This is a genomic window from Listeria rocourtiae subsp. hofi (assembly GCF_963575615.1).
In the GTDB taxonomy this organism is placed as follows: Bacteria; Bacillota; Bacilli; order Lactobacillales; family Listeriaceae; genus Listeria_A; species Listeria_A hofi.
In genome coordinates, this window is record NZ_CAUYTL010000027.1 from 1 (window position 1) to 15,153 (window position 15,153).

Annotated in this window: 9 protein-coding genes, 2 tRNA genes and 1 pseudogene; 10 read left to right on the forward strand and 2 right to left on the reverse strand. The window is 38.3% G+C overall.

Annotation, left to right across the window (positions count from 1 at the left end):
* Window positions 1–2: 2 nt before the first annotated feature.
* Both R8925_RS11465 and R8925_RS11470 read right to left on the reverse strand, forming a co-directional pair.
* A tRNA-Val gene (locus R8925_RS11465) sits at window positions 3–75 on the reverse strand.
* A gap of 72 nt (window positions 76–147) precedes the next feature.
* Window positions 148–219 (reverse strand) — tRNA-Glu (locus tag R8925_RS11470).
* 335 nt (window positions 220–554) lie between these two features.
* On the opposite strand from R8925_RS11470, the pseudogene R8925_RS11475 reads away from it, so the two are divergent.
* The 10 genes and pseudogenes from R8925_RS11475 to R8925_RS11520 all read left to right on the forward strand — a co-directional run bounded on the left by R8925_RS11475 (window position 555) and on the right by R8925_RS11520 (window position 14,597).
* Window positions 555–2,352 (forward strand): annotated as a pseudogene (locus R8925_RS11475) (APC family permease).
* Between the two features lie 357 nt (window positions 2,353–2,709).
* Complete coding sequence (locus R8925_RS11480; RefSeq protein WP_430535987.1) at window positions 2,710–3,609, forward strand: arginase family protein; 900 nt, start codon at window positions 2,710–2,712, stop codon at window positions 3,607–3,609.
* Window positions 3,610–3,841: 232 nt separating this feature from the next.
* Window positions 3,842–4,084: a hypothetical protein gene (locus R8925_RS11485; protein ID WP_430535988.1), complete on the forward strand. Its 243-nt coding sequence runs from the start codon at window positions 3,842–3,844 to the stop codon at window positions 4,082–4,084.
* Between the two features lie 154 nt (window positions 4,085–4,238).
* Entirely contained in the window at window positions 4,239–5,204 is a 966-nt protein-coding gene (locus R8925_RS11490; RefSeq protein WP_430535989.1) for a LacI family DNA-binding transcriptional regulator, read from the forward strand.
* Between the two features lie 532 nt (window positions 5,205–5,736).
* Window positions 5,737–7,512 (forward strand): glycoside hydrolase family 13 protein, encoded by a 1,776-nt coding sequence (locus R8925_RS11495; RefSeq protein WP_430535990.1) that lies wholly within the window; start codon window positions 5,737–5,739, stop codon window positions 7,510–7,512.
* Window positions 7,513–7,799: 287 nt separating this feature from the next.
* On the forward strand, window positions 7,800–9,062 hold the full coding sequence (locus tag R8925_RS11500) for an extracellular solute-binding protein (protein ID WP_430535991.1): 1,263 nt from the start codon (window positions 7,800–7,802) through the stop codon (window positions 9,060–9,062).
* 108 nt (window positions 9,063–9,170) lie between these two features.
* Window positions 9,171–10,475: a carbohydrate ABC transporter permease gene (locus R8925_RS11505; protein ID WP_430535992.1), complete on the forward strand. Its 1,305-nt coding sequence runs from the start codon at window positions 9,171–9,173 to the stop codon at window positions 10,473–10,475.
* Window position 10,476: 1 nt separating this feature from the next.
* Window positions 10,477–11,328: a sugar ABC transporter permease gene (locus tag R8925_RS11510; RefSeq protein ID WP_430535993.1), complete on the forward strand. Its 852-nt coding sequence runs from the start codon at window positions 10,477–10,479 to the stop codon at window positions 11,326–11,328.
* Window positions 11,329–11,478: 150 nt separating this feature from the next.
* Window positions 11,479–12,318, forward strand: a complete 840-nt coding sequence (locus tag R8925_RS11515; protein ID WP_430535994.1) for a DUF1189 domain-containing protein — start codon at window positions 11,479–11,481, stop codon at window positions 12,316–12,318.
* On the forward strand, window positions 12,315–14,597 hold the full coding sequence (locus R8925_RS11520) for a glycoside hydrolase family 65 protein (RefSeq protein ID WP_430535995.1): 2,283 nt from the start codon (window positions 12,315–12,317) through the stop codon (window positions 14,595–14,597). The genes R8925_RS11515 and R8925_RS11520 overlap by 4 nt, the downstream gene beginning before the upstream one ends.
* Window positions 14,598–15,153: the final 556 nt, after the last annotated feature.

Consider the following 15,153-nt stretch of genomic DNA (forward strand, 5'->3'; position numbering starts at 1 on the left):
GGTGGGGGCTAACGGGATCGAACCGCTGACCCTCTGCTTGTAAGGCAGATGCTCTCCCAGCTGAGCTAAGCCCCCATCACTAACACTATTTTATAATATAACATAATTACTATTTTGACCAGCAATTTGCTATAAAAATTTTAAAAGTGACCCGTACGGGATTCGAACCCGTGTTACCGCCGTGAAAGGGCGGTGTCTTAACCGCTTGACCAACGGGCCATGTGGCTAGTAAATTTACCAGCCGAAAACTATTATATAAAGAGAATGGGTGGTTTGTAAATACTTAAATTAAATTCTTTTTATTCAGAAAAATAAGTTATATGTTTAGATCTTAGAGCAAGAAGGGAAAAGGTAGATAAATTACTTTTAAAATTTATTTAAATTTACACCTTCTATGATATTAAATAAAGCCAAAGGGAGTCTATGAAGCCCGATATTACAATAAAAAGCTATTCTAGTTTTTATGTGCTGTGTTATAATGTTACGTATGCAATTTTTAGAAGGAAAATTTAGTTAAAAAGGCAGGGAGTAAAAAGGCATCTCCATTAAAAAGAATGCTGATCGGGAGGCCTCTTAAATCATCAGAGGCTGGGGATCTTAGGTAAACTGAAAGCTTTAGCTGTATTATCATCAGATGCACTATCTTCTGTAGCCTACGGAACAGAGCAAATATTACTCGTCTTAATAACAGTAGGTGCTGCAGCAATGTGGTATTCGCTACCGATAGCTCTTTGTGTTCTAGTACTTTTGTTTGCATTAAGCCTATCATATCGTCAAATTATTTATGCATATCCACAAGGCGGAGGTGCCTATGTGGTTTCAAGAGAGAATCTAGGGAAGAACGCAGGGTTGATCGCTGGAGGTTCTTTATTAGTTGATTATATGTTGACTGTTGCCGTGAGTGTATCCTCAGGAACGGACGCTATTATTGCAGCTATTCCTTCTTTGTATCAATTTACTGTACCGGTTGCTATTTTACTTGTTATCATTGTAACCATCATTAATTTGCGTGGCGTAACGGAATCAGCAACTATTTTAGCGATTCCAGTTTACTTATTTGTATTTTCGATGATTGTCATGATTGTTACAGGGTTAATAAAGTTAGCGCTGGGTCAAGATGTTTCGCATGAGACCGCCTCTGTTGGTACACATGTTTCTGGTATAACACTGATCTTGCTTTTAAGAGCCTTCGCTTCAGGTTCGGCATCATTGACAGGCATCGAGGCAATTTCAAATGCAGTACCTTTATTTAAAGATCCAAAAGCGAAAAATGCTTCTAGAACTTTGATCATGATGGCATCTATCTTAGGCTTTTTCTTTGTTGGCGTTACATTGCTTGCATACTTCTATGGTGTTGTGCCTGAGTTAAAGTCCACTGTGCTTTCGCAAATTGCTGAAAATATATTTGGACGAAATTTCTTTTATTATTTTATTCAAGCAACGACGGCACTTATTTTAGTATTAGCTGCGAATACTGGATTCTCAGCATTTCCAATGTTAGCTTTTAATCTATCCAAAGATAAATATATGCCACGTATGTATTTGGATAAAGGAGATAGATTAGGTTATTCTAACGGTATCATTACATTAGCACTAGGATCTATCCTGCTCATTATTCTTTTTCAAGGTAAGACAGAATCTTTAATACCACTCTACTCTGTAGGGGTATTCATTCCATTCACGTTATCTCAAACAGGCATGATTATTAAATGGGTAAAAGAAAAGCCTGAGGGATATAGGAAAAAGTTATCTGCGAATCTATTGGGTGCCTTTATTTCATTCACTGTGCTTACGGTACTCTTCATTACTAGAATAAGTGAGGTATGGCCTGTATTTATCTTTATGCCTGCAATGATTTATGTTTTCCATAGAACAAGCTCACATTATGAAAAGCTCGCACCACAATTAAGAATTGATGAGCAAATCGATGTGCCTTCTTTCGAGGGAAATGCGGTTATCATTTGTGTGTCGGATACAACAAAAGTGGTAGAGGGGGCACTTCGCCATGCAAAATCAATTGGTGATACAGTGATCGCAGTTCATGTTTCTTTAGACAAAAAAGAAGGCAAGGAATTTGTTGAGAGGTGGAATAGGATACATCCAGAGGTTCGAATAGCAGATCTGTATTCGACTTACCGTTCTATCACCGATCCATTGATGAAGTTTATCGATACGGCGCAACAAAAAGCAAATCAAGATAATTATTCGCTGACTGTACTAATACCACAATTCATCCCTAAAAAAGGCTGGCAAAATATATTACACAATCAGACAAGCCTGCTTATTCGAACGAAACTATTATTTAAAAAGGATGTCGTTGTAGCGACGTATCCGTATCATTTAAAAGAATAGAAATAGCGAAGAGATGCCAAGTTTAACCTATAAAATTCTGGGGGAACTCCTAGGATAAAAAAGGGGGGAGCGTGGCATCTCTTCTACTATTCCTTAACAACTCACTACTATACAGAAAATTTTGTACAGGAGAATTAACATCATTTTAGCAAAAAAGTGATTGAGTGTAAAAATGGTAAAAAAGCGATTTAAAGCTATTTTTTAGTATAAAATCATTTTTTCGTCTAAGGTAAAAACTATTTTTTGTAACATAAAAATTACTAAAACATAAAATTAACTAAAATAAAAGTTTTATTTTTTGAAAATATGGATGTTTATGATAAAATATAAGACAATATATATAAGTAGGTGAATGAGATGAAGAAAATTGGCATTTTAGGCGTGCCATGGATGTTTCATGAAGAGCGGCAAGGTGTTGCATTAGCTCCATATGCCATTCGATATACGGGTGTTATTGGGATGCTGGAAAAGCTGGTAGATGAGGTTGTAGACTATCATAACATGGCGTTTTTTACTGACATGGAGCAAGAGGCGATTTTAAAATCGAAGGATTTGAAAGCGATTACATATAAAGCGAAAGAACTTAGAGATATAGTCGCAGATATAAAGAATGAGGGAAGCATGCCTATTATTTTTGGCGGGGATCAACTGATATCACTTAGTTCTATCGCTGGAATGGAAGATGAGAAGAGAGAACAAACTGTGATTTGGGTAAACGCGCATGCCGATATGGGGAGGAGTCTGAATCATGATAATCTATGCCATAATGTGATGGCAACAGTTATTGGAAAAGGTCCAGAAGAGCTGGGTAATATTATGAATCAGCGTTTTATTCTAGGTGATAATGTCTGTATTTTGGGAACAAGGCGTATTGATTATGACGAGTTACAAGTCATTGAGGACGAGAAGATTCTGCACTATGAGATGACAACAATAGACAAGATGGGTTTTGCGATGGTTACAGATGAAATTATCCAGTGGTTAGCTCAAAAAAAAGGGCCTGTTCACTTGATTTTAGATGTTGATGCTATTGATCCAGAATTTACGCCGGGGACGGATTTCATTTCTCAGGGAGGCATTTATTGGAGAGAAATTCGTTATTTCATGAAAAACTTAGCGCTAAGTGATAAAATTGATGCGATAACTTTTGTCGGTTTAAACCCGCTGAATGATGAAAAAAATAAAACAGCACAGTTCGTAGTATCGCTTTTAGAGGCATATTTTGAAGTAAAAGATATGCAAAAGGATCATTTTTGAGCTGAGAATGAGTATTACAGTTTGTATACAAATATTTCTTTTATGTAAAAAAGGCTGGCCGCTACGGACTAATTGGGCAGTGCCAATGATTTAGAGATAGATGACACGTTAAATACTTATTTTTATGTAAGCGTTATACATGTTGAAAAAAGTAGGTATTGGGAGTATACTGGAACTATGATTTAGGTATAAAAGTATAGGTACGGTACAATGTTGTAAAGGAGCGTTTGATGTGGGGGATCATGAGATACGGTATTTTGTTATTCCGATGATTGTTGTTTTTATTCTTGGTATTGCTGCTATTAGTGACCCTGTCTTACCGGTTGTTGGATTTATGGTTGTGGCGCTGGTTGCTATTTTGACTGGTACAGTCTGTGGTTGGCTCATGATTGGGATTAAATTGCTTAGGAAATTCTTTCAAAACTGGAAAGAGCATCGAGCTGTAAAAAAAGTTATAACAGTACCAAAAAGATAAATACATACATTTGAAGCATTTTTCTTTCGAGAAGGTGCTTTTTTTGTGAACATAATTATTTTTTGAGTAGCAATAAGTAAAAGATAAAACACTACCCTTTTGTCAAAAAACTGCTACAATTGAGTGGAGAAGAAGTATTTAAGGGAGGATATGGATGGCTACATTAGCTGATGTTGCAAAAAAAGCAAATGTTTCTAAGATGACTGTATCGCGTGTTATAAATCATCCAGACCAAGTTTCTGATGAGCTAAAACAGCTAGTCTACACAGCGATGGAAGAATTGGAATACGTTCCAAACTATGCAGCTAGAGCACTCGTACAGAATCGAACACAAGTTGTTAAGTTTCTAATTTTAGAAGAGATTGATACGGTGGAGCCATACTACATGAATTTACTCACAGGAATAAGTAGAGAGCTTGATAAATACTCTTATTCTCTTCAATTGGTGACGCAGAAATCTAAAAATATTGGCCCGTATGATGGACTAATTGTCACTGGAATGCGTGATCGTGAGGTTGAAAAAGTAATGGCTGGATTAGAAAAGCCGGTTATTGCCTATGGAGAGAATAGGCAGAATGTGGATGCGATAGATGTAGATAATCGATTTGGTGCGGAGCTTGCGACGAAGCATGTGTACGATATTGGTTTTCGACATATTATTTTTTTTGGCATCAATTTGTTAGAGGAAGAGTTTATGCGTTCAAGACTTACTGGATATTCAGAAGTGATGAAAGCGCATGATTTGATAGAAGAAAGTTATTTTATGAAAAACAGTTCGCGTATTGCTGAAAAGAAAGCCCTAGATATTCTGAGTAGAGTAAGAGAGCCGATCGCAGTTATTTGTGCGTCAGATAGAATGGCACTTGGCGTTGTAAGAGCTGCGACAGCCCTTCACAAGCGTTTTGGAGAAGATATTGCTGTCACTGGATTTGATGGCGTTTTCTTAGATCGGATATCTTCACCAAAAATAACGACAGTTCGCTCTCCTGTGATTGAGATGGGGGAAGCATGTGCTCAAGTGTTACTAAAGAAAATAAATGAAGGAGGCGCAAAACAAGGATCTGTCTTATTTTCACCAGAGTTGATTATAAGAGGATCAACGGTGATTGGGAGAGAATAGCTGTGTTTGTTGAGGTTCTTATGAGGCATCACTCGCCGATTTAGAACCTCAATATGCATGAGAACGAAGTGAGCATGTAATCCATCAGTGGTTCTTAAGAAGCCAAACTTGGAATAATCGTGAGACGAACAAGAAGCAGAAAATATTAGAACCTCAATATGCATGAGAACGAAGTGAGCATGTAATCCATCAGTGGTTCTTAAGAAGCCTAGCTTGGAATAATTGTGAGACAAATAAGAAGCAGGAAATATTAGAACCTCAATATGCATGAGAACAAAGTGAGCATGTAATCCATGAACTGCATCACGTGAAGCCCCTCCAGATCCAGCCTCAACGACCAACTCCTCGAAAACTTCACGCCCTCCATAAAAAGCAAGAGCGGCTTTTTATTGCGGTCGCTCCAGTTTTGGTCGGAGCTGAGCGGGCCGTTTCGGCTTTTCATTCTGTTATCGATAACAATCCGAAAATCATTGTAAGTGTTTTCAAAGCATGCTAACTTGGAGGTAGATATTAAGAAGGAGGTTTTTTTGTTATGGAAAAAGCAGCAATTTATCATCAGCCGTTTAGTTCGTATGCTTACGGCTATGATTCTCAGACGTTACATATCAAAATTAGAAGTAAGCGGGACGATATCCAAGAAGTGGTTTTAATTGCAGCAGATCCTTATTTACAAACGGATTCTGGCTGGGCATCCGAGGAAACAGCGCTTCGAAAAGTGGCTTCTACGGAAGAGCATGATTATTGGTTTGTTGCGGTTAAGCCTGAACAACGGAGATTACAATATGGTTTTGTGTTGACAGATACAATTGGAGAAGATGTGTTTTATGGTGGACGCGGATTCTATGAGAATACACCAGCCAATCGAGCTATTATGGATTATTATTTTAAATTCCCATTTTTACATGATACAGAGGTTTTTAAAGCGCCTGAGTGGGTGAAGGAAACGATTTGGTATCAGATTTTTCCAGAGCGATTTGATAATGGAGATCCGTCACTTTCACCAGCAAATGTGTTGCCTTGGGGAAGCAAAGACCCTGATCGTGATGATTTTTTTGGTGGAGACATTCAGGGCATTATCAGTCATTTAGACTACTTAGCGGAGCTTGGAATTAATGGTATTTATTTGACGCCAATATTTGAAGCATCTACGAATCACAAGTACGATACGCTGAATTATTTTGAAATAGATCCTCATTTTGGCGATAAAGAGACGTTCCGAAAACTGGTTCAAGAAGCGCATAAACGTGGCATTAAAATCATGCTGGATGCGGTTTTTAACCATATTGGGGATAAATCTCCAGAATGGCAAGATGTACTTAAAAATGGTGAGAACTCGAAATTTGTAGATTGGTTCCATATTCGTTCATTCCCAGTGACACCAGGCGAAAATGGAAACGTGGAGGGAAAGAATACACTCTCTTTTGACACGTTTGCTTATACTATGCATATGCCGAAATTAAATACTGCAAATCCAGATGTTCAGAAATATTTGTTAGATATCGCAACATATTGGGTGCGGGAATTCGATATCGATGGCTGGCGCTTGGATGTGGCGAATGAAGTAGATCACGCTTTCTGGAAAGAATTTAATAAAGCTGTGCGCAACGAAAAAGAAGATATTTACATCCTTGGTGAAATTTGGCATGATTCATGGTTATGGCTACTCGGAGATGAGTTTGATTCAGTAATGAACTATCCGTTTACGCAAACCATTATCGAAAATTTCGTGGAGGAGCGAATTAAGCCGACTAAGATGGTTTCTGGGATTAGCGAACAGTTGATGCGCTATCAGGAGCAGGTGAATCACGTCATGTTTAATATGTTGGACTCTCATGATACGGCGCGATTATTGACTCGTTGTGAAGGCGATAAAGATAAGGCGAAATTGGCACTTGCTTTCATGTTTGCACACACCGGATCTCCGTGTATTTACTATGGTACAGAAATCGGCATGGATGGTGCAGATGATCCATTGTGCCGTAAATGCATGGAGTGGGATGAAGCCAATCAAGATAAGGACATGCTTACCTTTATGAAAAAATTAATTGCGTTCCGTAAGGCGAACCAAAAAGTATTGACATATGGTAATCTAGATTGGCATATTGTTGATGATGAGAAGCATATCGTGGCTTTCTCCAGAAAATTAGATGGCAAATGTCTGACGTTTATTTTTAATCAAAGCGATGTCACGCGAACAGTTCTAAAAGCTGATATAGCAATCACGAGAGAGGTACGAAACGCTTGGACGAATGAAGTCGCTGGAAATCTGGATGTTCCGGCAAAATCGTTTGTCATTTTAGAAGGTTAAAATGATAAGTTTGGAGTTTACAAACTAGAGTGAACAGGCTGTATGTGCGTAGAAATGAGACTAATTCGCACATACAGCCTATATTCTAGACAAAGCAATAATCTTGTTATCGGTAACACGATATTATACCTTGAAAACGTTTTCGTTATAAGCCATAATTAGCGTCAGAGGTTAACCTGTTTCACAATGCTTTACCAAGAATAAAAATTAGGGTGTGAAGAAGGAGCGCGCAAAACACAATTTAAGGGGATGCGCATGAATTTTTCAAAAGAGGAGGAAAAAAGGTAATGAGTTCATTCAAAAAGTTTAGCTTATTAGCAATGGTTTTGGTAATCGTAGCAAGTTTAGCAGCATGTGGTAGCGGAAGTTCGTCGAAAGATAGTGGATCAAGTGATGGCAAGAAAACATTGACAGTTTCTGTAGATGAAGGCTATGCAAAATATATAGATAAAATTAAATCTAAATTTGAAAAAGATAACGATGTAACAATCAAAGTAGTTAAAAAAGATATGTTCGAGACATTAGAAGCATTGCCATTAGACGGCCCAGCAGGTACAGCTCCTGATGTAATGATGTCGGCGTATGATAGAATCGGTAGCCTTGGTCAACAAGGGCATTTAGCCGAAGTAAAATTAGGAAATAAAGATCAACTTGATGATAACGATGTGAAACAAGTGACAATTGACGATAAAATTTATGGCGCGCCAGCAATTATTGAAACGCTTGTGCTATATTACAATAAAGATTTACTAGATAAAGCTCCAGCTACTTTTAAAGACTTAGAAGCTTTAACAAAAGACCAACGTTTTAACTTTGCAACTGAAAAAGGAAAATCAACAGCTTTCCTTGCAAAATGGACTGATTTCTACTTCTCATATGGACTATTAGCTGGTTATGGTGGTTATGTATTCGGCGATAATGGTACGAATCCAAAAGATATCGGTTTAAATAATGCAGGTTCTATCGAAGGAATTACTTATGCAACGAAATGGTTCCAAACTTACTGGCCAAAAGGAATGCAAGATAATAAGAGTGCAGATGACTTTATCCAAGATCAGTTTGTAAAAGGTAAAGCAGGCGCGATTATAGGTGGACCTTGGTCAGCAGCAAGCTATAAAGAAGCTAAATTAAACTACGGTGTGGCAGAAATTCCAACACTTGACAATGGTAAGCCATATTCTCCATTCGCTGGTGGTAAAGGTTGGGTTATTTCAAACTACTCTAAGAATAAAGAGGTTGCTCAAAAATGGGTGGATTATTTAACTAATACTGATAACCAAAATACGCTATATGAAATGACTAATGAAGTACCAGCAAATCATGAATCACGTGACGCTGCAGCTGCTAAGAAAGATGAGCTAACTACGGCGGTTATTGCGCAATATGCAAACGCACAACCAATGCCAAACATTCCAGAAATGGCTGAGGTTTGGACGGGAGCAGAGAACTTGATGTTTGATGCAGCTTCCGGTAATAAAACACCGAAACAATCTGCTAATGATGCAGTAAAAGTTATTTCTGATAACATCGATCAAAAATATCAAAAATAAATAAGAACGAGTTTAGATGGATTTCAGAGTGTCAGCAGCTATTTGGTTGACACTCTGAAAAACATTTTAAGCTTACATAAAATAAAAGGTAGAAATGGGGATAACACGATGGATAAGGAACAATCAATAAAAAATGTTCGTAAGGCAACGCTGTTATCGATCATTCCAGGGCTGGGTCAATTTTATAATGGGCAAATTTTTAAAGGTGTAGTGTTTCTCGCTGTATTTATTGCTTTCATTATCGAATTTATTGCAGTAGGTATTAACGCATTCATTGGTCTCATTACGCTGGGTTCTGTACCAGGTGTGGATCATTCGCTATTCTTGATGATTGAGGGAACACTTCAATTGATTGTTACTGTCATTTTTATCGGCTTTTATATTATTAATATATTCGATGCGAGACGTGTTGCAGTGACATGGAATTTGGGTGAGACAGTTAATACGAAGGCGATCGATATTTTAAAAAACATGGTGGAGAAAGGCTTTCCATATCTTTTCACGCTACCAGCATATCTTGTTATGACATTTGTTATTATATTTCCTGTACTAGTAACATTATTCATGGCTTTTACAAATTACGATTTTTATCATATTCCACCTGCTAATTTAATTGACTGGGTAGGATTTAAAAACTTCTTTAGTATTTTCTTCCTAAGCGCATATCGTGATACGTTCTTAAGCGTATTTTCGTGGACGCTTGTTTGGACGATTTGTGCTACAACGCTGCAAATAGTGATTGGTGTTTTTACTGCTGTTGTGGCAAACCAGAGTTTTATCAAAGGAAAGCGCCTTTTCGGAGTAATTTTCTTGCTTCCGTGGGCAGTGCCTGCTTTCATTACAATCATGAGCTTCTCAAACATGTTTAATGACAGTATTGGTGCCATCAACATGCAAGTTATCCCGCTTTTAAATCACTTACCGTTTGTTGATATTCCATCGCTTGCTTGGAAAACGGATCCGTTCTGGACTAAAGTAGCGCTAATATCGATTCAAGGCTGGTTGGGATTCCCATATATTTATGTCATGGTAACAGGAGTATTACAAGCTATTCCAGGTGAATTATATGAAGCCGCGAAAATTGACGGTGCAAGTGCTATTTCTCGGTTCCGTAAGATTACAATGCCAATGATTTTATTCGTAACAGCACCTGTATTTATTACGCAGTATACATTTAACTTCAATAATTTCTCCATCATTTATCTATTCAATGAAGGTGGACCGGGAAGTGTTGGCGCAGGTGCAGGTTCGACAGATATTCTTATTTCATGGATTTATAAATTGACAACAGGGACGTCACCGCAATATGCTGTTGCTGCTGCCGTAACGCTACTCATATCGATTGTTGTCATTTCAGTATCGATGATTGCGTTTAAGAAAACTAATGCCTTTGGTAATGAAGGGATGATGTAGGATGAAGTCATTTTTAAAGGATCAACGAACAACTAATTTCTTGACAAAATTTTTCACGTATTTATTCTTATTAGCTTTATCTATCGTGATTTTATATCCTATTTTAATTACAGCATCATCTGCTTTTAAACCAGGAAATATTGCGGCATTTACGTTAGAGTGGAGCGATAATTGGACGCTCGATAATTTTACGAGGTTGTTCAATGACACCTTATATTTGGATTGGTATCGGAACACACTAATTATTGCGACTACAACGATGTTTTTCCAAGTAGCGATTGTAACGATTGCTGGATATACGTATAGTCGTTACCGTTTTAAAGGACGGAAGAATAGTTTAATCTTCTTCTTGATTATTCAAATGGTGCCTACGATGGCTGCGCTAACAGCATTTTACGTGCTGGCGATGTTATTAGGTGCGCTGGATCAGTTCTGGTTCTTGACATTGATTTATATCGGTGGTGGGATTCCGATGAATATTTGGCTGATGAAAGGGTATTTCGACACTGTGCCTAGAGATTTGGATGAATCTGCGAAACTTGATGGTGCAGGGCATTTCCGTATTTTTGGTCAGATAATCCTGCCGTTAGTTCGACCGATGATTGCAGTTCAAGCCTTATGGGCGTTCATGGGGCCATTTGGTGACTTCTTACTTGCCAAATTCCTATTGCGTACGCCAGAAAATTTGACGATTGCAGTCGGTTTACAAAGCTTCATTGCCAATCCTCAACAGCAAAAAGTTGCCCTATTCGCAGCAGGTGCTATTTTGGCGGCTTTACCAATTTGCTTACTGTTCTTCTTCTTGCAGAAGAACTTTGTGTCAGGGCTTACTGCCGGCGGAACGAAAGGTTGATTGTTCCGAGGGGCTACAAACGCTCATTTCCGTTGTTAAATCCTGTGCTCCGGTGCGCGGCTTTGCCTAGGAACTAAGCATTTGTAGCCCTCGGAGGCTCGGTGGGAATTCAAGAGTAATTAAAGATTTATGGATTGTGATGTGATTAGGATGAAGCGTGGATTTCCAATGAGCTATTTCTGGGGAATGTGTTCGCCTAAACGAATTTTTGCTAGTCGGGTTTCGTTTGGATGGGGAAAATTAGTTTTTATATTTGTGTTTTTGACGGCTTGTTTGCTAGTCCCGGTTTCGCTACATTTTGCGAAGCAGGAGTCGTTTGATTTGGAGTCGTTGATGCCAGATATGATGAAGCAGGTAAATGATGCTTTTGTTAGTGATGTTACGGCGAGCTATCAGTTGCAAAATGGGACGTTGTCGGGTGAACCAAGCGAGACTAAGATGGAGACAGATAGTGGTTTAGCGATGGTGAACTTGGCAGATTCGGAGTTGCCTGATGCGAAAAATTTGCTAGTTTTGGGCAAGAATAGCATGGAGCTTCGAGATCGTTCGGGTTATGCTTTCACTGTAAAGTATACGAGTGATACAAGTCTTGCTGGTATAACGAACGCAGAAGATATGCAAACTTGGATTAGCGGGCAATGGTTTGTGCAGAATAAAGCTTTTGTTTTTCTAACGATGTCTGCGATGCTTGGATCGGTTCTTTTGGCAAGTAGTTTGATGCTGACACTATTTGCAGCCCTGTTTATTTGGTTCACGAAACGAAATCAGATGTCAGAGATTCGCTCCTATAAAGAGGCTGTTTCACTAACATTACTCGCTCTAGGATTACCAACATTGTTTGCATCTGTCATGGGGATAATTTACTTTGACATTACAGTGATGATGGCAATTCAGTCGCTTGGAATGGTGCTCATGATTGCATTTACCTTCATTAAAACACGCTTTAGACAGGCGGATGATATTTTGGAATTGGGGGGACGGACAGGATGATTCAACGCTTATTTGAAATTGATGAATGGAAATTAAAATCTAGAAATGTTGAAAAAGATGCAAAACGTTTACAGGAAAGTCTGACATCACTTGGAAATGGCTACATGGGTATGCGCGGCAATTTTGAGGAGCGTTATTCTGGGGATACGCATCAGGGCACGTATATCGCGGGTGTTTGGTATCCGGATAAAACGCGTGTCGGTTGGTGGAAAAATGGATACCCTGATTATTTTGGAAAAGTGATTAATGTGCTAAATTTTATTGGTATTGATGTAGAAATAGATGGAGAAACGCTAGATTTATTTCAAGATAAGGTGACAGATTTCCATTTGGAACTTGATATGGAGACTGGGATTTTGCGCCGTTCATTTAAGGTGACGAAGAATGGAAAGGCATTTTTGATTGAGGCGGAGCGTTTTCTTAGTATTGTCAAACAAGAGTTGTGCTTGATTCGATATCATGTTACAGCGCTAGATGCTGATGCAGAGGTTGTTTTCACACCTTATATCGATGGGAATGTGACAAATGAGGATGCAAATTATGATGAAATATTCTGGCTGGAAGTAGCACAAAAAGCGGAAGGAAATAAGGCGACAATTGTGACAAAGACAATCGAAAATAATTTTGATATTCCACGTTTTACAATTGCGGCCTCGATGGAGTCTCGCGTAACGAATCCGAAAGAGTCATCAGCAGTTGCAAAGAAGCTATATGTTGAAAATAAATATCGATTTAAAGTATCTAAGGGCGAGGCAGCGAAAATGGAGAAACGAGTGGCTGTAGTGACTTCTCGTGATTATGAAGAGCAGGGACTAGCACCAAAAGCAGAGCAAATTTTGGCCGATTTAGAAGCTTTGAGTTATGAAATATTGCGTGAAGAGCACGCGAATGCTTGGCTGGAGCGCTGGCAGAAAGCGGATGTTTTAATTTCGGGTGATGATGGAGCGCAACAAGGGATACGCTTCAATATTTTTCAGCTTTTTGCGACGTATTATGGAGAAGACGCGCGACTCAATATTGGACCAAAAGGGTTTACGGGTGAAAAATATGGCGGTGCAACATATTGGGATACGGAGGCATTTGCTTTGCCACTTTATTTGTCTCTTGCTGATAAGAAAGTATCGCGTAATTTGTTGCAATATCGTCATGATCAACTGGAGGGCGCTAGGACCAATGCACGCAAAATTGGTTTAAAAGGTGCGCTTTATCCGATGGTTACATTCACAGGCATTGAGTGCCATAATGAATGGGAGATTACATTCGAGGAAATCCATCGTAATGGTGCTATTGCGCATGCTATTTATAATTATACGAACTACACGGGCGACAGTTCCTATTTAGAAAATGAAGGTATAGACGTATTGACCGAAATTAGCCGGTTTTGGGCTGACCGCGTGCACATGTCTGAGCGATTAGATAAATATATGATTCACGGTGTAACTGGACCGAATGAATATGATAATAATGTTAGCAATAACTGGTATACTAACTACATTGCTACATGGACACTACGATATACGATTGAATCGCTAGCCAAAATTTCATCAACAAAAAAAGAGGCTTTACAAATTACAGATGTTGAAATTGATTTTTGGCAGGATATTATTGATAATATGTACTTCCCATATGATGAAAAATGGCAAATATTTGTGCAACATGATACATTTCTAGATAAAGAATTGCGTTCGACAGATACATTGACGGATGCAGATAAGCCAATTAATCAGAATTGGTCATGGGATAAAATTTTACGGTCGTGCTTTATTAAACAAGCAGACGTGCTACAAGGTATTTATACGTTTGGTGATGAGTTTGATTTCGAGACAAAGCAGCGTAATTTTGAGTTTTATGAACCACTAACGGTACATGAATCGAGTTTATCGCCTGCTGTTCACACTGTATTGGCAGCTGAAATCGGTCGAGAAGATAAGGCAGTTGAGTTGTATAACAGAACGGCTCGGCTTGATTTGGATAACTATAACAATGATACAGAAGATGGTCTGCACATCACTTCGATGGCTGGTAGTTGGATTGCAATTGTGCAAGGATTTGCAGGTATGCGCACCTTCAATGAACGTCTATCTTTTGCGCCTTTCTTACCGAAAAAGTGGGATAAATATGCGTTTAAAATTAATTACCGTGAGCGCTTGATTGAAATTGCGGTGGATTCTAAAACGGTTAGTATCGAGCTACTTGAAGGTGCGGAGTTGGAACTAGACTTATTCGGCGAAGCAGTTCAATTAGTAGATAAGCTAGAAAAACATGATTATCATAAATAAGTACATTGAGGAGCTCTTTTTCGGGGCTTCTCTATTAATTTTTTACTGATTTCCTCAATAATGATTAAGAATTTGAGCGTTATCAATTCATAACAAGCAGAAGGCATAGTACCAAGGGATTCTTTCTTTTGAAATGTAAATAAATGGGTATTCGTAATTGACAGATATATGAAAATACGGTATAATTATTACTTGCTTGAATCATTACTTTGCGATTAAAAATTATATGATGTGAGACATAAAACGAAACAGATAGATTCGAAAAAAAAGCGCTCCTGGGCATGTTTATTTTGCGCCCTTATACGGTTAAGATAATTGCTAGAAGTGTTTACAGTATTGTTCAAATAATTAGAATATGTAAAGTTGTTAACAAATCGAACTAAGTTTGTGATGTGAACCTATTTTCAACGTCTATATCCTTTGAATGTACAAATGAATTCGCGTTTTCATCTAATTCCAATTGTGTTGACTGGTAAAGTGCTCTTGATTAACATTAAAACCTACATCTGCGCAAAATGAATCAGTAAAAGTGATGATGGAATGCTGAATACAAAAG

Bases quoted from the DNA above. Each gene is read 5' to 3' on its own strand.
- R8925_RS11500 (WP_430535991.1), top strand. From the start codon at position 7,800: ATGAGTTCATTCAAAAAGTTTAGCTTATTAGCAATGGTTTTGGTAATC.
- R8925_RS11520 (WP_430535995.1), top strand. From the start codon at position 12,315: ATGATTCAACGCTTATTTGAAATTGATGAATGGAAATTAAAATCTAGA.
- R8925_RS11505 (WP_430535992.1), top strand. From the start codon at position 9,171: ATGGATAAGGAACAATCAATAAAAAATGTTCGTAAGGCAACGCTGTTA.
- R8925_RS11495 (WP_430535990.1), top strand. From the start codon at position 5,737: ATGGAAAAAGCAGCAATTTATCATCAGCCGTTTAGTTCGTATGCTTAC.
- R8925_RS11515 (WP_430535994.1), top strand. From the start codon at position 11,479: ATGAAGCGTGGATTTCCAATGAGCTATTTCTGGGGAATGTGTTCGCCT.
- R8925_RS11490 (WP_430535989.1), top strand. From the start codon at position 4,239: ATGGCTACATTAGCTGATGTTGCAAAAAAAGCAAATGTTTCTAAGATG.
- R8925_RS11480 (WP_430535987.1), top strand. From the start codon at position 2,710: ATGAAGAAAATTGGCATTTTAGGCGTGCCATGGATGTTTCATGAAGAG.
- R8925_RS11510 (WP_430535993.1), top strand. From the start codon at position 10,477: ATGAAGTCATTTTTAAAGGATCAACGAACAACTAATTTCTTGACAAAA.